The organism is Bartonella sp. LJL80, from assembly GCF_054871565.1.
Window position 1 is genome coordinate 246,036 of the sequence record NZ_JBTXLM010000002.1, and the last position, 18,907, is coordinate 264,942.

The 18,907-nt window shown below is 49.2% G+C and carries 18 protein-coding genes; 14 read left to right on the forward strand and 4 right to left on the reverse strand.

Annotation, left to right across the window (positions count from 1 at the left end; genetic code table 11):
* The first annotated feature begins 38 nt into the window (after positions 1-38).
* The 3 genes from ACYSNS_RS05385 to ACYSNS_RS05395 all read left to right on the forward strand — a co-directional run bounded on the left by ACYSNS_RS05385 (position 39) and on the right by ACYSNS_RS05395 (position 2,446).
* Positions 39-1,166: a sensor histidine kinase gene (locus ACYSNS_RS05385; RefSeq protein WP_461722118.1), complete on the forward strand. Its 1,128-nt coding sequence runs from the start codon at positions 39-41 to the stop codon at positions 1,164-1,166.
* Between the two features lie 7 nt (positions 1,167-1,173).
* Positions 1,174-2,013 carry a peptidoglycan-binding domain-containing protein gene (locus ACYSNS_RS05390; RefSeq protein ID WP_461722119.1) on the forward strand — a complete coding sequence of 280 codons (840 nt, stop codon included), beginning with the start codon at positions 1,174-1,176 and terminating at the stop codon, positions 2,011-2,013.
* A gap of 82 nt (positions 2,014-2,095) precedes the next feature.
* Positions 2,096-2,446 carry a DUF1491 family protein gene (locus ACYSNS_RS05395; protein WP_461722120.1) on the forward strand — a complete coding sequence of 117 codons (351 nt, stop codon included), beginning with the start codon at positions 2,096-2,098 and terminating at the stop codon, positions 2,444-2,446.
* 9 nt (positions 2,447-2,455) lie between these two features.
* Here the strand turns inward: ACYSNS_RS05395 and ACYSNS_RS05400 are convergent, their stop codons facing one another.
* From ACYSNS_RS05400 to ACYSNS_RS05410, 3 genes are read right to left on the reverse strand one after another with little or no spacing between them, the layout of a single operon-like run.
* Positions 2,456-2,989, reverse strand: coding sequence for a DUF1254 domain-containing protein (locus ACYSNS_RS05400; protein ID WP_461722121.1), 534 nt, complete (start codon positions 2,987-2,989; stop codon positions 2,456-2,458).
* A complete protein-coding gene (locus tag ACYSNS_RS05405; protein ID WP_461722122.1) occupies positions 2,982-3,578 on the reverse strand; it encodes a DUF1214 domain-containing protein in 597 nt (198 codons plus the stop codon). Before ACYSNS_RS05405 ends, ACYSNS_RS05400 begins: the two co-directional genes overlap by 8 nt.
* Before the next feature lie 17 nt (positions 3,579-3,595).
* Positions 3,596-5,755, reverse strand: coding sequence for a transglycosylase domain-containing protein (locus ACYSNS_RS05410; protein WP_461722123.1), 2,160 nt, complete (start codon positions 5,753-5,755; stop codon positions 3,596-3,598).
* Positions 5,756-6,276: 521 nt separating this feature from the next.
* On the opposite strand from ACYSNS_RS05410, the gene ACYSNS_RS05415 reads away from it, so the two are divergent.
* From ACYSNS_RS05415 to ACYSNS_RS05425, 3 genes are read left to right on the forward strand one after another with little or no spacing between them, the layout of a single operon-like run.
* Positions 6,277-6,510, forward strand: a complete 234-nt coding sequence (locus tag ACYSNS_RS05415) for a hypothetical protein (RefSeq protein ID WP_461722395.1) — start codon at positions 6,277-6,279, stop codon at positions 6,508-6,510.
* Between the two features lie 25 nt (positions 6,511-6,535).
* On the forward strand, positions 6,536-7,204 hold the full coding sequence (locus ACYSNS_RS05420; RefSeq protein WP_461722124.1) for a response regulator transcription factor: 669 nt from the start codon (positions 6,536-6,538) through the stop codon (positions 7,202-7,204).
* Positions 7,204-8,622: an ATP-binding protein gene (locus ACYSNS_RS05425; protein ID WP_461722396.1), complete on the forward strand. Its 1,419-nt coding sequence runs from the start codon at positions 7,204-7,206 to the stop codon at positions 8,620-8,622. Before ACYSNS_RS05420 ends, ACYSNS_RS05425 begins: the two co-directional genes overlap by 1 nt.
* 117 nt (positions 8,623-8,739) lie before the next feature.
* Here ACYSNS_RS05425 and ACYSNS_RS05430 read toward each other — a convergent pair whose 3' ends face one another.
* Positions 8,740-10,104, reverse strand: coding sequence for an LLM class flavin-dependent oxidoreductase (locus ACYSNS_RS05430; protein ID WP_461722125.1), 1,365 nt, complete (start codon positions 10,102-10,104; stop codon positions 8,740-8,742).
* Between the two features lie 215 nt (positions 10,105-10,319).
* On the opposite strand from ACYSNS_RS05430, the gene ACYSNS_RS05435 reads away from it, so the two are divergent.
* From ACYSNS_RS05435 to ACYSNS_RS05470, 8 genes are all read left to right on the forward strand, one after another.
* Positions 10,320-10,721, forward strand: coding sequence for an RT0821/Lpp0805 family surface protein (locus tag ACYSNS_RS05435; protein WP_461722126.1), 402 nt, complete (start codon positions 10,320-10,322; stop codon positions 10,719-10,721).
* A gap of 76 nt (positions 10,722-10,797) precedes the next feature.
* Positions 10,798-11,964 carry a c-type cytochrome biogenesis protein CcmI gene (gene ccmI, locus ACYSNS_RS05440; RefSeq protein WP_461722127.1) on the forward strand — a complete coding sequence of 389 codons (1,167 nt, stop codon included), beginning with the start codon at positions 10,798-10,800 and terminating at the stop codon, positions 11,962-11,964.
* Positions 11,961-12,458, forward strand: a complete 498-nt coding sequence (gene ccmE, locus ACYSNS_RS05445; RefSeq protein WP_461722128.1) for a cytochrome c maturation protein CcmE — start codon at positions 11,961-11,963, stop codon at positions 12,456-12,458. The genes ccmI and ccmE overlap by 4 nt, the downstream gene beginning before the upstream one ends.
* Entirely contained in the window at positions 12,448-14,430 is a 1,983-nt protein-coding gene (locus ACYSNS_RS05450) for a heme lyase CcmF/NrfE family subunit (protein ID WP_461722129.1), read from the forward strand. Before ccmE ends, ACYSNS_RS05450 begins: the two co-directional genes overlap by 11 nt.
* Positions 14,431-14,465: 35 nt before the next feature.
* Positions 14,466-14,894 (forward strand): cytochrome c-type biogenesis protein, encoded by a 429-nt coding sequence (locus ACYSNS_RS05455; RefSeq protein ID WP_461722397.1) that lies wholly within the window; start codon positions 14,466-14,468, stop codon positions 14,892-14,894.
* Between the two features lie 170 nt (positions 14,895-15,064).
* Positions 15,065-16,567, forward strand: a complete 1,503-nt coding sequence (locus tag ACYSNS_RS05460) for a Do family serine endopeptidase (protein WP_461722130.1) — start codon at positions 15,065-15,067, stop codon at positions 16,565-16,567.
* Positions 16,568-16,638: 71 nt separating this feature from the next.
* Entirely contained in the window at positions 16,639-17,325 is a 687-nt protein-coding gene (locus tag ACYSNS_RS05465; protein WP_461722131.1) for a response regulator transcription factor, read from the forward strand.
* Positions 17,322-18,713 carry a sensor histidine kinase gene (locus ACYSNS_RS05470; RefSeq protein ID WP_461722132.1) on the forward strand — a complete coding sequence of 464 codons (1,392 nt, stop codon included), beginning with the start codon at positions 17,322-17,324 and terminating at the stop codon, positions 18,711-18,713. The genes ACYSNS_RS05465 and ACYSNS_RS05470 overlap by 4 nt, the downstream gene beginning before the upstream one ends.
* The last annotated feature ends 194 nt before the right edge of the window (positions 18,714-18,907 follow it).

Genomic DNA, 18,907 nt, shown 5'->3' on the forward strand with positions numbered 1-18,907 from the left:
TATACCCTCGAGGGCGATATAGGACGCAGATTTAGGCAATGGAAACATTGAACTCCACTCTAATGGTCAATGGTCAGGGTATCGTGCTGTACCCGGCAGATGCATGCATATTTCTGGGCCATCTGAATGCGGGAGAGGCCATTGCTGATTATACCCACATTGCCGATCGTATCATTCTCTTATCTTTTATGGCGGACCTACGCGAAAACGGATACGCTTCACCGATATCCATCCGGTTAAACCATCCCGATAGAATAAGCTTTATGCATGTTAGACTGTCGTGTGAACAAGCTGTCTCAGATCAATTCAGTTTGAGCTTTAGCACCGATTTGCGCGCATTCGACACCGATAACATTGCCACGGTCTCGCCTTTGGCACGTGCTGCCCATGAGATGCGTACACCACTCAATGCCATACTAGGTTTTGCTGACTTGTTGGATTTTGTGGGAACAGACAGTGAAAAAGCTGAAAAACGTAAGGAATATATAAGCATGATCCGTCGAGCGGGACAGCATCTGCTCGGGATCGTTGACAAGACACTTGTGCAAACCCGTGAAGCTCATGACACCGTGATGACGGATTGCGCTGTCTTGGCAGATATCGCTTTAGAGACCATTGCACTGACGCAACCGTTGCACGGTAACCGCGTGGTTGAGATGATCCCGTCGGATGGAAACTATATGTGCGGGATTGACGTTTTGTCACTTCGCCAGATTTTATTCAATCTACTGTCTAACGCAATCAAATACACCGATAGCGATGGACGCATAACCGTTGAATGCAGTCGAATTATTCATGGCTATTGCCAGCTTATCATTGAAGACAATGGCTTGGGCATGGACGAGCAACATATGAGTAAGCTTGGAATACCGTTTCAGCGTGCCGCTGATGTCTCGATGCTTAATATAGAAGGTATGGGCTTAGGTTTGGCGCTCGTATTCGATCTTGTCAAACAAGCGGGGGGCAATATTTCTTTCAGCAGCCAAAAAGGTAAGGGAACGCGGGTTGTAGTCCTTCTGCCGGAGGTTCAAGCAATGTCGATCAAACACCATCAAAACCAAAATGTTCGGATATCAAACGGACGAGAATTTCAACCCGAAACACAGCACAGGAACAATGGCAAGAAAACGAAAGACCAGCAGGACCAGAAATGTAAAACGGCGTAGCATTTTGATGGCTGTTATGTCGGGATTGGGCAGATTACTTCAGTGGCTAGTAATCTGGACATACCGTCACGCACGTAAAAATCCGCTTCTGGCAGCGGGGTTCTTTCTATTTTTAATCGGCTTCGGGTTTGTTACATTCAATGCGTTATTCTATCAAACAACCAGCCATCATGGCGTATTCATAGAAACGCGTCCGGCACTGACATCACAAATTGAAAATCGTTCGCTGCAGGCGCCACAACATACAGCGCTTCCCACGTCACAGTCCAATGCGCATAACCAAGCGGATGACACGGCATCTGCAACGCAGTCTGGATTTGAAGCTCTGGCAAATAATTTGCTTGATGCGCAAAAAAAACTATCAGCCATGGGGCTGTATGATGGGCCGCTTGATGGTTTGGACGGGCCCAAAACGCGCAATGCCATTGCCCTATGGAAGCAGAAAGGCTCTGCTGCGCCAAGTGATCAACAAAAGGATGAAACCGGAAAAAAAGCCGACGATATAGCTTCGCTTATAGCAGGTGAAACGCCGTCAGCCTCCGTTGACAAGATGACAACGAGGGCCTTGCCGGCGGAAAAAACACCCCCCACGAACGACGCTACATCCACACCGTTTGCCTCCGTACCGATGACTGATGACAATTTCAAACCGGATACGGCTGATATCATGCGTGTACAGGCGGGGTTGCGCGCATTTGGGAATGATCGTGTCGAGGTAACCGGAAAAGAGGATGACGAGACATCGGATGCACTCAAGCAATTCCAGAAAATGTTCAGCCTTAACGTTACCGGACGGATAAATCGTGAAGTTCTAAATAAGATGAGGGATATTGGTCTGTTAGGCTAAAAAACATCGAAGCTAAGTGTTTTCCCGTTGATCGACACGGGGTATCAATAGCAGATAATCATCTTTCGCTCAGGAGTATAAAATGCGATTGACGTCTGATTTCTGGTGTTCCGCCCTCATGCGTCGTGTCCGTGCTGCAGGTGGTTTTGCCTATCTCACCCGTCGCGGCTCTAGCGAAGCTGGTACGATCTTTATTCTTTTTCGTCAGCGTAACGGTTTGGTTGATCTATACGGCCCGGCACCGCAAAGCGTTTATGATGAAAAATCCGATGCTGACGAACGGCAATTCATCAAAATCCTTTCTTCGGTTGAAGAGGGCGAAGCGGTTGAAAAGCTAGAGAAGGAATTACGCTTCGATGCGGATCTCTGGCTGATCGAGCTCGAAGATTATCAGCCGAACGATATACCCTTTATAGTCGTGGAAATGCTTTAAATATCCCGATTAGTAATCAAGCGTCTGGCAGGTCGCACTATCCAGAAAATGGTTGTCATTTGATATCGTGCCAAGATCAAAGCTACGGAGAATGACAAAACCACGGGTTAAGTCCTCGCTGACAAGCACAGAATCCGCAATAGCTTCAGGGGCGGATTGTTTCAGCTCCATGATTTGTCCCGGATTGCCGACAACAAGATCAAGCGTTCCGTTTGGCGTTGTACGGTCATTCAGGCTATAGAAATTGACACCATCACGATCATAGATCGACATTGACCAAAAAGGGGTTGTGCCTTCGGCAGTTAAATGCACCGGTCCATCATCAAGATTGAATCGGCAGGCTTTCAGCTGGAAGAGTGGATCAGTCGTCGTGAGAATGGGATTTTCGGCATCAAGCGGTGTAAATACATATTCCGCGCCGTTTTTTTCCAAACGCGACCACGCATTATATTGCGCGTAATGTGGTACCATCAGCAAAACACAGATATGAACGACAACTGCGCCGATAAGGCCTGCCAAAATTGCATAGATCAGCTTAATCACAACCGCGTACCCCCGATGCTATGGGTTCGACAGTCGGCATGGCCAATGTTTGCAGCGCTGTCGATGTTGCAATCGGTGTATCATAAAGCGTCAAAATCAAACCGAATTCATTTGTACCCTTGGTCGCAAGCCAATTGCCTGCCTGTGCTGTTGGCGATATAGCAACGTTCAATGCGCCGTCCTGTTGGTAGATGACATTGCCGCTATACAACTCTGTCGGCAAATTGGCGACCAATCCTTGTGGACGCAAAGAACGGTCGGCGGCATAAAGAGTGAACAATCGTGCTTCCGGCAATAACCCCTTCAGCGCATAGCTACATTGAGCCTTAAGCGGATTATGATGGCTATCCTGCCAAAGTTGAAAGACCAAACCTTCCGTGCGGCCAAGCGATATATCGCCACGCTTGGAAGCCCGCGCACGCGCATAAGAATCGGCATCTATTGTGCCGGCATGGGGATAAGCTTCCCATTGGCCGATTTTTAAACGACCGAAACCGTCAAATGTTTTCAGTGTATAATCCACACTCCAAGCGCCTCCGCCAATGGCAATCACCAAGGGTAGTACAATGAAAGCAATGCGACGGAACATGTGATTGAGCCCTGCGTCTAGCGTATCTGGCTTGTCGAAGAAGAGACAATATGAGAAGAGGCAGGAGGGGTCAATGCTGGCGCTTTCTTGAAATCGTCAATGAGTGAACGGATAACGCTCGATGAAACCGGCGATAGCACCTGTGGAAGGTCGGGTGCAAGGCCGTCATCATCTTTTTGCGTTGTGGCAGGTTGTTTGTTAGATAGAATGGAATTCTCAACACCGTAAAGCGGCTTGATTGTTGTGTTTTGATGGGCGTAAAGCATCATACGGTGCCACATCATCGCTGGTACGACACCACCAAATGCCCTGTTCATAGATGAAAAATCGTCATTTCCCATCCATACGGCACCGGTATAATTACCAGTAAAACCGACGAACCAGGCATCGCGATAAGCTTGCGATGTGCCGGTTTTACCGGCGACGACTGTCATTGGCAATTGCGCACGCTTGCCAGAACCGCGGGTGGTTACGCCAACCATCATCTGGTTCATATAAGCGGCTGATTGAGCGCTCAATACCCGCCTTGGTTTATCGGAATCGCGAGACCAGTCCCAAACAACCCGCCCATCGGGTGTCGATATTTGCGTAAAGCCATGGCGATTTCCGGCCATACCGCCATTTGCAAATACATTAAAGCCCGTCGCCTGATCTAAAGGCGTCATATTGGATGTACCGAGCACCATGGTTTTATGCGAAAAAATATTCGCATCAATCCCCATGCTTTTAATGAGATCACGGATAGGTTGTGTATCGCGGTTCAGATATTGATAGGTAATGCGTACCGGCACCGTGTTGATGGAAAAGGCCAATGCTGTCGCGATGTCTACATTGCCACTATAGCGGCCCGAATTGTTCTTCGGCGACCATCCACCCCAATTAATTGGCGCATCGGAGATGATGGTCTTTGGTGTCAGGCCATGTTCCATTGCAACCGCATAGACATAGGGTTTGAAAGATGAACCAGGTTGACGCCCGCCCTGGGTTGCACGGTTAAACTGGCTTTCCCCATAATCGCGCCCGCCGACAATGGCGCGCACCGATCCATCATTATCGATGATAACGGCAGCCGCTTGGGTGGCTTTATATTGCGGCCCATATTGCCGGAGATGGTACTCGATGGATTCTTCGGCAGCTTTTTGAATGCCAAGATCCAACGTTGTGCGTACAACCAGATTGTGGCTTGGCAGCTTGTTGCCGAGTTTACGCACCTCGTCAAATGCCCAATCCAGAAAGTAATTCGGTTGGTTGTCCTCGGCTTCGGTGACGACGCTTGCAGGATGTCTGCGCGCGCCGATCACTTGCCCTTCCGTCATCAATCCATCATCCACGAGATTAGACAGTACAACATTGGCACGCGCACGTGCTGCTGGCAAATTGACATGCGGTGCGTATTTACCCGGTGCTTTGAAAAGTCCGGCCAGCATGGCTGCCTCGGCGAGTGAAACATCCCGCACATCCTTGCCAAAATAGAACTCCGATGCCGCCGCAATGCCGAATGTGCCGCCGCCCATATAGGCACGATCAAGATAGAGCTGGAGGATTTGCTTTTTTGTCAGGTTTGCTTCAAGCCATATCGCAAGATATGCTTCTTTGACTTTACGTTCCAGTGTACGTTCATTGCTGAGAAAAAGGTTCTTGGCCAATTGCTGCGTCAGGGTCGAGCCGCCTTGCACAACGCCGTTGGCGCGCATATTTTGACTGAATGCGCGGGAAAGGCCGTAAAAATCGATGCCCCAATGTTCAAAAAAACGCCGATCTTCGGTCGCCAAAACCGCTTTGATAACATAATCGGGCATTTCGTCTATCGGTACGGCTTCACCATGCAGTGCTCCACGGCTACCAATAGAATTACCATGACGGTCAAGGAAATTGACCGCGAAATCTTCTGGCGAATGCCAATCTTTCTTGGTCATGCCAAATACAGATATTCCGACAAAGGTAAAGACAGCAAAACCAATGAGTCCTAAAGTTAGAGCTTCATCGAGAATTTCAACCGTAAAGCGTTTCCAACCGCGCACGCGCAAACGCCGAGAAAATATGGTGGCATTTTCCCATAAAACAGAAAAGGCTGCCCGCAACCGGTAAAGCGTGCTATCAACCCAAGCATCCAGCCCGATAAGCAAGGGGCTTCGAAACGGTTTTTTTCGACGTTTATTATTGTTAAAACCGAACATTCCCGGCTACCCGCACCCTAATACATACTATCGACAGCATTTCCACTCTATATCATGACTTATATGGCGCGAAGTTTTTTCTTTGCCATAGGCATCAAAATAAAATGAAACGTGACTGACAGGTCACAGACATATAGCGGTTTGCGGAATGTCTAATACCATATCAAAAAACGTCTCTGTTTAGTATGCGCACAATATAGCTTACCAAGCTCTAAATTTATGGCTTGTACCTGATTTTTTCTGAGCGGAAGCATTTATCCCTGCAGCATATTTAGACTAAATTTACGAAGTTGATTAAAAAGGAATTACAACTTAAATAGCCGCCGACGAGGTTACCGGTTCAAATTTTTGTCAAAAAATGCCGTTTTTAGGATGTTTTCGGGAAAAATGTGCTAGGTTTTTAGGCAACTATCTTGGGGGAGTTGAATTCTATTGAATAGTTGGTGTTTAATCGTCCATCGCGTAGTGACGATTTTCGTTCATTTTGTATTCAGATATAATGGTTTATAAAGCTTAACATGATGAAAAAAGTTCTTTCGCTTGCACTTGTTACATTTTTGTTCGGTACACCGGCGGCCTTTGCTGCCGATTGTGCCGAGGTGGGGAAACGCGTTGCCGATGAGCAAGGGGGAACCCTTACACGGTCAACACAGGTTTCGCAAAATGGCAACGACATGTGTGTAGTCGTCGTGCTCATTCCTGCGCGCGATGGTGAAAAGCCGCGTCGTGTCGAAGTGGCGGTACCGGCAAACTGAGCCCTATAGAGGGATAAATCTGACGATGCGCATCCTTATTGTCGAAGATGACCGCGAGCTCAACCGTCAATTGGTTGAAGCCGTCAACGATGCCGGTTATGTGGCCGACAGAGCCTTTGACGGCGAAGAAGGCCACTTTCTAGGCGATACAGAGCCTTACGATGCTGTGATCCTTGATATCGGGCTGCCGCAGATGGATGGTATCAGCATTGTTGAAAAATGGCGCCGTGATGGGCGCACAATGCCGGTCTTGATGTTGACTGCACGCGATAGATGGTCGGATAAGGTTGCTGGAATTGATGCCGGTGCTGATGATTATGTAGCCAAGCCGTTCCATATGGAAGAAGTTATGGCAAGATTGCGGGCGCTTATCAGGCGGGCAGCCGGACACGCGTCAAGCGAGCTAGTATGCGGACTTGTTGTGCTGGATACAAAAACGTCGCGTGTCACCGTCGACGGCAGGCTTGTAAAACTGACATCGCTTGAATTTCGTCTTCTGTCCTATCTTATGCATCATCGTGATGAGGTTGTTTCACGCACAGATTTGATCGAACATCTTTATGATCAGGATTTTGATAGAGATTCCAATACGATAGAAGTTTTCGTAGGACGCCTGCGCAAGAAATTGGGTGTCGATATGATCGAAACGATACGCGGCATGGGCTATCGTTTGAAAGACCCAGAAAATCAATGATGCAGGTACGGCAGGGCCGAGGCGGATTTAAAACCCTTTTTTGGATATTTGGCAAGTCGCTCGGCTTAAGGGTCAGCATCCTTTCGACATTGTGGGTCGTGATTGCGCTATCAGCCGTTTCTGCTGTCAGCGTCGTTTTTTATAAACAATCCAATGAACAATATCTCGAGCGAATTCTCACAGCGCATCTCTACAGCCTTATTTCCGCCGTCAGTGTTTCCGGTGACGGACGTCTTCAGGGTACGCCGGAATTAGGCGATATACGCTATCTTGATCCGACTTCGGGTTGGTATTGGGAAGTTGTATCTTTGTCTAGCAATTTGCGCGGCAGGCTGACTTCCGCCTCGCTTGGCAGCAAACGCATATCGTCACCTGGTGAAGCCGTTGAACCTTTTGACGCGAAATTCTTCCGTTCCTACCGTGCGACCGGGCCAGATGGCCAGCTTCTGCTTGTTATCGAGAATGATGTCATTCTTGATAGTCAGAACAGGGTGGCGCGCTTTCGTATCATGGGCAATATCGACGAAACACGCGCTCAATTGCGGAAATTCAAGGATACATTACAGCTGTTTCTTTGGACGTTTGGTATTGCAAGCGTTCTCATCAATATCATTATTATCTATTTCAGTCTGCGGCCTTTAAGGCGGATCAGGCAATCATTGGCAGATATCAGAGCGGGAAAGGCCGACCACTTGGATACGGATCTGCCGCTCGAGGTTATGCCCTTGGCAAGGGAAATGAATGCACTCGTTGACAATAATCAGCGTATCGTCGAGCGTTTTCGTACTCAGGTCGGGAACCTCGCCCACTCGTTGAAAACGCCCTTATCGGTTATTGCTAATGAAACCGACCGGATGCAGACGGCGCAAGCGACGCTTTTGCGCGAACAGGCAAAAGCCATGCAGGCGCAAATTGACCATTATCTTCAGCGTGCACGTATTGCCGCCCAGCGCGATAGTGTCATTTATCAAACGGCAGTACGTGAAATTTTGCAGCGTCTGGTGCGCGTTATGGAAAAGCTCAACCCGGAAAAAACAATCGACTTCAAAATGTTGGAAGACGATGCGGTCTTTGCGGGCGAAAAAGAAGACCTTGAAGAAATGGTCGGAAACCTTATGGAAAATGCCTGTAAATGGGGGCGTGAAAGGATAGCGCTTAGCTGTTTTTTGTTGAAAGCCGAGGGTCAGCAGGGTGTTTTATCCATCTCGGTTGAAGATGATGGTCCGGGCCTCAATGTTCAGCAAAGGGACGAAGCTATCAAGCGCGGTAGAAGGCTGGACGAAAGCAAGCCGGGAACAGGGCTCGGACTCGCAATCGTTACTGATATGGTACGCGAATATGGCGGCAATATCAGCCTTGATGATTCGACGCTGGGCGGGCTTTGCGTAACCATTTCACTTCCCAGTGCGCAAAGTTGAGTGTAACCGCGCCGCTGAACCACTGCGCACATGAACAATTGAAGAAAGTTCGTGCCGTTCACATATTACATTTACTGTTGGTTAAAGCGGCTGCCTGCCGCAATAACGGTCATCCAGCTAATGGGTAAGGTGTGAAGTGAAACTGCTTTTCGCTACGCTATGCGTGCGCAGTCTAGGGTTCGCATCATCAACCGGTAAACCAAAACGCTCACGCAGCAATTCACCGGCTACGGGGGATTTACGCAAGCACCTCTGTTCCAAAAGTGGCATGACATTGCGGCTGAAAATTTCAATGTCGTCGGGAAGGGACGGGAACAGCACGTTGAAACCATCCGCAGCACCACTTTGGAACCAATCCTGCATCGTGTCGGCAACCTCTTCGGCTGTTCCAACAATCATCAGATGGCCGCGTGAACAGATGAAGCGTTCAATCATCTGCCGCAATGTTCTTTGAGCACGTCTGGCGTCTTTGAGAAGTAATCTTACTCGGCTCGGTGCCTTGTTATCATCGGCGCGTTTCAAGATGTTGTCGGGCAAAGGCTGGTCAAGGTCAAAGCCGGAGAGGTCGATACTCAGAATGTGTGACAGGCGGTCGATTCCCGATTCAGGTAAAGCCAGCTGATTGAGGTAGTCCAGCTTTGCCTGCGCTTCTTCACGTGTTTTCCCCAATACCGGAACAATTCCGGGAAAAATCAGAATTTCTTCGCTATCTCTGCCGGATTCGATGCTGCGCTGCTTCAGATCACTGTAGAAAAGCTGAGCGTCTTTGAGATGCGATTGCGCCGTAAACACCACATCGGCATATTTGCCTGCAAAATGCCGTCCTATTTCCGATGCTCCGGCTTGTGCCAGTAATGGCTTTCCCTGTGGAGAACGTGGCACGGTCAAAGGCCCGATGGAACGGGTATAAGTGCCCGTATAATTTGTGTTATGGACAGCATTTTTGTCAAGATAGAGGCCACTTTGTTTGTCGGCAATACGCGCGCCCGGTTGCCAGCTTTTCCACAAAGCGGTAACTGCATTTAACACGTCCTCAGCGCGTGCATAGCGTTCTTCATTGGGAGCAAGAACGTCACGACCGAAATTCTTAGCTTCCGAAAGCGTTGAAGAGGTAACGATATTCCAACCAACGCGGCCATTACTGATGTGATCGAGAGAAGCAAATCTGCGCGCGATATGGTAAGGATGATCAAAAGTTGTTGAAGCCGTGCCAATAAGGCCAATGCTGGTTGTAGTCGCAGCAACGGCAGAAAGTACAATGATGGTGTCAAGAGCGCCGCAAACGCTGTAGGGCGCCTCATGGGGCAGGGCAAGTACATCGCCTAAAAACAGAGCGTCAAAGCCACCACGCTCGGCTTTTTGTGCAATATCCGTCCAATAGGACAAACGTGTAATCGCTAAAGGGTCGGCATCAGGCAAACGCCATGAAGCAGCATGGCTTCCCAAACCAAACACCATGGCATTCAGGTGCATACGTCGCATGTTCTCAACCTCTTATGCTTTTTGCTATGGTACAGCGCCTACGCATTATCCAATCTTTTTGATAAAAGACTTTTTTATCGCAATTTACTATAAAACATTCCGTGAGGTGTTATCATTTTTAGGTGTCGATAGATGGTCAATAATATAAGAAAAGCTTTGTATTTCAGGGGGCTTGACGCTATTACATCAGACTGAGACAGAAAAACGGTGTCGATATGAAAAAGAAAATTTTTATCGCTTTTATGGGTGTGGCAACTTTATCGGCATGTAGCCAACGGTCGGTGCCGGAACCGAAAGTGGCTGATACGCGTATTATCTTGCATACGATGGGGAACGGACTTTTGGGGCGCTCTGCTACTTCGCTGTCGCCCGCTGATCGCGGTAAGGCTTTGGAGGCAGAATATAAAGCTTTGGAATATACCGACGCAGGAAAATCGGTGAACTGGTCTTCTTCGCAAGGTGGCTCGTCAGGTTCCGTTACGCCGGGGCAACCCTATCAGGTCGGATCACAGAATTGCCGTCAATATAGCCACTCATTTGTAATCGGCGGTATACCGCAGACCGCGCGTGGCAGTGCTTGTCGGAATGCCAATGGAAGTTGGTCGCCACTCACATGATTGCGGCAATCACTTCGACGCGAGGCGCTTGATTTCCTATGGCTTTTTTCAATACATATTCTATGATGATAGCATCATGATATTCTGGATTTGTGCAGCAGTTTTTGCCGCAATTGTTACGATGTTGGTATTATGGGCGGTCAGTCGTAGTGTTCCAACCGAACGCGCGCTTGACCCTGATGATTCCATGACTGCGGATATCACCATCTACAAAAATCAAATGGATGAAATAGACGCCGATTTGCGGCGTGGTTTGATTGATGGTGAGAGTGCGGAAGAAGCCCGTCTGGAATTATCACGCAACATTCTTGCGGCAGAAAAGAAAGTTCCTGAAAAAGGCTTTTCCCGCCATCGTTCCACTGCGATGCGGGCTATCTTGACGCTCGGTGTCCTATTCATTCCGCTCGTTACATTTGGCGTTTATTCTTTGGCGGGACATCCCGGTGTTAAAAGCCATCCGTTCAACGAATTGATGCGTGCTGACCCTTCCGTTTTGACGGCGCCAGAAAACTTGGTGCGGACCGAGGCTTTGTTTGCGCGCAACCCAGACGATGGGAAATTGGCTGACGAGTTGGCCGCTGCCTATCTGGTGGCCGGTCGCTTTCAGGATTCCGTCAATACCTATCTTGATGCACTTCGTTTGAATGGTGAAACCGCGCCGCGTTTGGTTGGCTATGGTATGGCACTTGCAGGTTACGAAGGTGGCACAATCACCCAAGATGCACAAAAGGCGTTTCAAAAAGCGTCAGAGCTTTCACCTGATGATTTTTACCCCAGATTGTTTATTGCAGAAGCACTAAGGCAGGCGGGCAAGGCTGGTGAAGCAGCAGATGGTCTTCAAGCATTTTTGGAGCGTTCGCCTAAGCAAAGTCCATGGCGTTCCCGTGTAGAAGCGATGATCCAGCAATTGCGCGCTCTGCCCTCTCAATCGGCGCAGCAATCGCAAGAAGAACAACCGTCCGCTCAACTAAAGGATCCGCAGCAAACCGATCAAGAGCAACAGGATATGATTGCTGGTATGGTAGAAGGATTGGCAAGCAAACTTGCGCAACAGCCCGATGATTTGGAAGGCTGGAAAATGCTGGTCCATTCTTGGCTGGTATTGAAAAATCAAGACAAAGCCAAAGCAGCACTTGCACAAGGCCAATCGAAGCTGGCACCTGAAAAAGCAGCGGAGCTTGTCAATTACGCCAAGGAACAGGGTCTTGTATCTGCGAGCATTTCAGGTGAAAATAGGCCATGACAAATGCGCAAATCAATACACGGTCATCTATCCAGCTTGGGCTAAAGCGACGTAAGAAAAAACGGTTGTTGATGATTTTGCTCGGGCTCGTCGTTTTGGCGATAGCTGCGGGACTTGTGCTTTATGCCATGCGTGGCACGGCCAGCTTTTTTCGGATGCCTTCGGAAATAACGCAGGAAGACATGCAGTCTGGCAGGCCGTTGCGACTCGGCGGTTTCGTTGAAAAAGGCTCCGTTAACAAAAAACAGGGTACCGAAGTGAGCTTTGTTGTTACGGATTTTTCAAAGGAGGAACCGGTGCTGTTCAACGGTATCCTGCCGGATCTTTTCCGTGAGGGGCAGGGAATCATTGCCGAGGGACGATTTGATCAATCTGGTAATTTCATAGCCGATCGCGTTTTAGCCAAACATGATGAGACATATGTGCCAAAGGATATCGTCGACCGATTGAAGGCCCAAGGACTATGGGAGGCTTACCAGAGCCATGCTCGTTGAGATTGGGGCTTTTTCACTGGCTGCGGCACTCGCTGTTGCGCTGTTTCAAGCGTTTTTTCCAGCAATCGGTGTGTTTTGCGGCGATCGTCGGCTGGTAGCTTCAGCTGCGCCGCTTGCACATCTGCTGTTCATCCTCGTACTGCTATCTTTTGTCATCCTCGTCCATGCCTATGTGATATCGGATTTCTCCGTTTTGAATGTGGTGCAGAACTCGCATTCAGAAAAGCCGATGATCTATAAGATAACCGGTGTATGGGGAAACCACGAAGGGTCGATGCTCTTATGGGTACTGATCCTGACATTTTTCAGTTCACTCGTTGCTTTATTCGGACGACAACTTCCGGTACGTCTGAAAGCCTTGATTTTAGGCTGTCAGGCTTGGATAAGCACGGCGTTTCTTTTGTTTATTCTTCTAACATCGAATCCATTCCTGCGTGTGGACCCGCCGGCCTTACAGGGAAATGATCTCAACCCGATCTTGCAGGATATTGGTTTGGCTATCCATCCGCCGCTGCTTTATCTCGGCTATGTTGGTTTTTCTGTCTGTTTTTCCTTTGCCATTGCAGCTTTGATAGATGGTCGCGTTGACGCCTCATGGGCACGCTGGGTGAGGCCATGGACATTGGTTTCATGGATATTTCTAACCGGTGGCATTATGGTGGGGTCCTACTGGGCCTATTATGAGCTTGGCTGGGGTGGCTATTGGTTTTGGGATCCCGTTGAAAATGCTTCTTTGATGCCTTGGTTGGCGGGAACGGCCCTTTTGCATTCAGCCATCGTGCTCGAAAAACGCGGTGCACTGAAAATCTGGACGTTGTTTCTGGCTATTTTGACTTTTTCCCTTTCGCTTATGGGAACATTTCTGGTGCGTTCAGGAATTTTAACGTCTGTCCACAGTTTCGCCGTCGATCCTGCGCGTGGTCGGGCTATTCTGGCTATCCTGTTCTTCTTCATTGGTGCCGCGCTCTTTCTATTCGCCTTACGCGCCTCGTCGTTGAAAACCGGCGGTTTATTTCGACCTATTTCGCGTGAGGGCTTATTGGTATTCAACAATCTCTTTCTGACGACAGCCACTGCAACCGTGCTGATTGGAACGCTTTACCCTTTATTGCTGGAAACTTTGACGGGGCAGAAAATCTCCGTTGGGGCACCGTTTTTCAATCTAACGTTCGGCCCGCTCATGGTACCGCTCCTTGCGTTGGTTCCTTTCGGGCCATTAATGGCGTGGAAACGTGGTGATCTTTTGGCCGTGGCGGAACGTCTTTGGGGTGCATTTGCTATCGCGCTTATTGCAGTTGGCATAGTGTTATACGCAACCTTTATGCGCGAGATATTGGCTGCTCTTGGTATTGGTCTTGCGACTTTTGTTTTCTTTGGCGGACTTGTCGACCTTTGGACGAAAAGCGGTGGCCGAAAGACCGCTCTTGCTTTACGCGCGCAACGACTGCGTGGCCTTCCGAGGGCAGTTTATGGTACAGCGCTCGCTCATATGGGCTTGGGTGTTACTCTGTTTGGTATACTCGCCGTTGCAACCTTCGGGCAAGAACGTATTCTGACAATGCAAGCCGGGCAGTCGACTGATATAGCGGGTAAGACGATCACGCTTGAAGGGGCACGCAATGTGCATGGATCAAATTACACAGAAACCCAGTTTGATTTCGGTATCACCAGCGGGTCGAGTGTTGATGGTCGTGTGATCGCGTCAAAACGCTTTTATCCTTCGCAAAAGATGCCCACGACAGAAGCCGGCATCCAAAGTCGCGGGTTTTCACAGCTTTATGTCGCCCCGGGTGATGTAAACGACCAAGGATTGGTCTTGCACATATGGTGGAAGCCTTATGTCATCTGTATCTGGTTTGGCGCATTGATGATGATGCTCGGCGGCTGTTTTTCATTGTCAGACAGGCGTATGCGGATTGGTGCGCCACGCCGTGCTGCTTCACGTGCGGCAACGGAGAAAAAGGCTGGCTGATGCGTTCAACTTTCTTGATTTTTCTGAGTCTTTTTATGGTACTGGCTGGTTCAATCACGGTACAAGCAGTGCAACCGGATGAAGTCTTGCCAGATGCAAGGCTTGAAGCACGCGCCCGCGATATTTCATCGCATTTGCGCTGCCTGGTTTGTCAGAATGAATCAATCGATGATTCCAACGCACCTCTTGCAAGGGATTTGCGCCTTCTGGTGCGTGAACGTCTTGTCGCGGGTGATAGCAACCAACAGGTGGTCGATTTTCTGGTGGCGCGCTATGGCGAATTCGTTCTGTTGAGGCCACGTTTCAATCGTGACACGCTTCTGCTATGGGGCGCGCCGGCATTTTTGGTCATTATTGCTGGAGGGATTATTTGTTGGCGAGTGCAAAGGCGTAAACACAAAAAGTTGATGCCGCTGAACGAAGATGAAAAAAAGCGTTTGAATGCGCTCTTGAATGGTGGTTGACGCTGAAAATAAGCGGGATTTAGCATAATCAAGCGATATATATGAGAGTTAAAATAATCCGAATTGCTTCACCTTACAAAATTGTAACCAAATAGACAGGCGATGGTAAGGTTTACTACCCTATCTCTTTGTTCAACGCGCAAACTTGCGCAATGATAAGGAGTTTTAAAATGGCAACATCGACATTTCGCAAGACTTTGGCAGCGATAGGTTTGTCAACGGCCTTGGCAGGTACCATGGTATTTACCGGCCCGGGCATGACGATCGGCGTGGTTGAAGCCAAGCCTGTTTTTGTAGAAGGTGCCCAGCAGCAAGGTTTTGCCGATGTGGTATCACAGGTTAAGCCTGCAGTTGTTTCCGTACAGGTTAAAAGTGATAAAAAGGATGATGATCAAGGTTTCAGCGGTTTCTTCGGCGGCCCTGGCATAGATCAACTTCCCGATGATCATCCGCTCAAGCGCTTTTTCAAGGATTTTGACGAACGTCGTCAACCGCATGCCAAACCATCACAGCGTGCTAAACCACGGCCGGTGGCACAGGGTTCTGGATTCTTCATTTCGGAAGACGGCTACATTGTTACCAATAACCATGTCGTATCAGACGGTACGGCCTATTCCGTTGTATTGGATGATGGCACAGAGCTAGATGCAAAATTGGTGGGTACAGACCCACGCACCGATTTGGCCGTCTTGAAGGTCGATGATAAGCGCAAATTCACCTATGTCGATTTTGCCGATGACGCCAAGGTTCGCGTTGGCGATTGGGTTGTAGCAGTCGGTAATCCTTTTGGCTTGGGTGGTACAGTAACGGCTGGTATTGTATCAGCGCGCGGCCGTGATATCGGCGCAGGCGTCTATGACGATTTTATCCAGATTGATGCCGCTGTAAATCGTGGCAATTCGGGCGGTCCAACGTTTGACCTCAATGGTCAGGTTGTCGGTATCAATACAGCAATCTTCTCGCCGTCAGGCGGTAATGTCGGCATCGCTTTTGCCATTCCTTCCACCACAGCCAAGCAAGTGGTAAATCAGCTGATAGAAAAAGGATCGGTTGAGCGTGGTTGGATTGGTGTACAAATCCAGCCGGTGACAAAAGAGATCGCGGATTCCATTGGTTTGAAGGAAGCCAAGGGCGCGATGGTTGCCGATCCTATGGACGGACCAGCAGCAAAGGCTGGCATCAAGGCAGGTGATGCGATCATCTCGGTCAATGGAGAAACAGTTGCTGACGCGCGCGATCTTGCACGGCGCATAGCCAATGTTGCTCCTGGTGAGACTGCGACCTTGGGCGTTTGGCGCGCAGGCAAGCAGGAAGATGTTAAAGTCAAGATAGCTGCTATGCCGAAAGACCAAAACAAGGGTGATACAGCACCAGCCAAGGGCGGCGATAGTGGTTCATCAGAAACGCTTGATGATTACGGTTTGACTGTAACGCCTTCGGAAGACGGCCCAGGCTTGGTTGTAACCAATGTCGATCCTGATTCCGACGCGGCAGACAAGGGAATCCGCCCCGGTGATGTCATCATGACTGTCAATAACCGCGAAGTCAAAAAAGCTGCCGATATTAGCGAAGCCATCAAGGAAGCGCAAAAATCCGGTCGCAGTGCGGTGTTGCTGCAGGTGCAAAGCAACGATCAAAACCGTTTTGTCGCTCTACCGATTGCGACAAAATAAAATAGCTGGCACAGTCGGGCTATGGCCTCTATGGGACATAGCCCGACGGCTATAAAAAGGAGAAGCGCATCATGAAAATTCTGGTCATAGAAGATGATCGCGAGGCGGCGCGCTATCTCGAAAAAGCCTTGTCGGAGGTTGGTCATTCTGCCGATGTCGCAGGTGATGGCGAAACCGGTTTTGCGTTGGCGGAAACCGGCAATTACGACGTGTTAATCGTAGATCGTATGCTGCCGCGTCGCGATGGTCTCTCGGTTATCGCTGGATTGCGCGCTCAGGGTAACGAAACGCCTGTTCTTATCTTGTCTGCGCTTGGGCAAGTGGATGATCGGGTGACAGGGTTGAGGGCCGGTGGCGACGACTATCTGACAAAGCCTTATGCCTTTTCCGAGTTATTAGCGCGTATTGAAGTTTTACAGCGGCGTAAAAGCCCTAAAGAGGCCGAAACGGTCTATCGCGTAGGCGATCTGGAACTTGACCGCTTGGCCCATACGGCCAAAAGAGGCAATCAGGATATTGTACTCCAACCGCGTGAATTCAGGTTGTTGGAATATCTTATGCGTCACGCAGGGCAGGTTGTAACACGCACAATGCTGTTGGAAAATGTTTGGGATTATCATTTCGATCCGCAAACCAATGTCATTGATGTCCATATCTCACGGTTGCGCTCCAAAATCGAAAAAGATTTTGAAACACCACTCCTCCATACCGTTCGAGGTGCGGGCTATATGTTGAAAGCGGCAGGCAAAAAAACATGAGCCGTATCACCAATATGATGCGCACGACGGCGCTGCGCCTTTCAGCGCTCTATATCTTGCTGTTTGGTTTGGTTGCTGTTGCGCTGACTGTCTATATGACGTCGCTCTCTGTTTCGATGTTGACGGATCAAACCGAACAGGCATTGCGTGAAGAGCTCGGCAATATAGAACATGCCTATCAACGTGGCGGCATCCCGATGCTGGTTCGTACGATCGACCGGCGGTCGCGGCAGCCCGGTGCCTTTCTCTATCTTGTCGCAGACCCTTCAGGACGCATATTGGCTGGTAATGTCGCAAGTATCGAACCGGGTTTGCTCAACGGTGACGGCATGTTGCGCGACTCGTTTGTCTATTCTCGCTTTGGCGACAGTGGTGAAAAAGTTGAACACCGCGCCATAGCAGCGGTGATCGATCTGCCAAATGCCATGAAGCTATTGGTTGGGCGCGATCTAGGCGAACCCGAGCGCTTTCTTGGCATTATTAAAAAAGCAATGATCATAGCACTTGCTGCCATGGCTTTCGGCGCTCTACTCATTTGGTTTTTCATTGGGCGACGCGCTTTGCATCGTATCGATAGGGTCACTGCTGCTTCGCAGCGTTTGATGGATGGCGACTTGACGGGGCGTCTGCCGGTCTCGGGTGCAGGAGACGAATTTGACCGTCTTTCCGCCAATCTCAACGTGATGCTGGAACGGATCGAAGAGCTAAACACGGGATTGCGACAGGTTTCTGACAATATCGCGCATGATCTAAAAACACCATTGACGCGCTTGCGTAACCGCGCTGAGGAGGCGCTTTCGGGCAAAAAGAAAAGTGGTGATTATCGACAGGCGTTGGAGGCTGTCATTGCCGAGTCTGACCAGTTGATTAGAACGTTCAATGCCATTTTGATGATATCACGCATCGAGGCCAGTTCATCCGTTGAACATCTCGACCGATTGAATGTCTGTCCGATTGTCGAGGATGCCGGAGAGCTTTATGAGCCTGTGGCAGAAGAGGCTGGCGTGGACTTATCAATGGGCGAGACGTTTGATGTTGAGCTCTTGCTCAATCGTGAGTTGGTGGCGCAATCTATCATCAACTTGATTGACAACGCTGTGAAATATGCAGGATCGCCCGGCCGTCATGCTGAGGTTTGCCTATCTATGCACCAAGATGAAAAACATGCTCAAATTATAGTTTGTGATAATGGCCCCGGCATCGCTGCGGAAAACAGGGAACGTGTGACAGAGCGATTTGTCCGTTTGGAAGAAAGCCGCACTCAACCGGGCTTTGGTATCGGGCTTAGTCTTGCAAAAGCGGTCATGAAGCTACATGGTGGGCAATTGATACTGGAAGACGCTGAACCAGGATTGCGGGCGATACTGTCATTTCCAAAACCAGAATAACAAAACTAACCCTGATGTGTTGCATGTTTACTTGTAACGCACAGGTAGTTTTGCTCTCTATTTAATCGGCCAGTAAATTATCGGCTGCCAATCGTTTTTTGATTGCCGAGTAGCGTGTAATGTTCTTCTATAGAAAACAAAACGCATCTTTGTATGAAGCCATATCTGCGTCTTACAAAGATCGATAGAGAGAA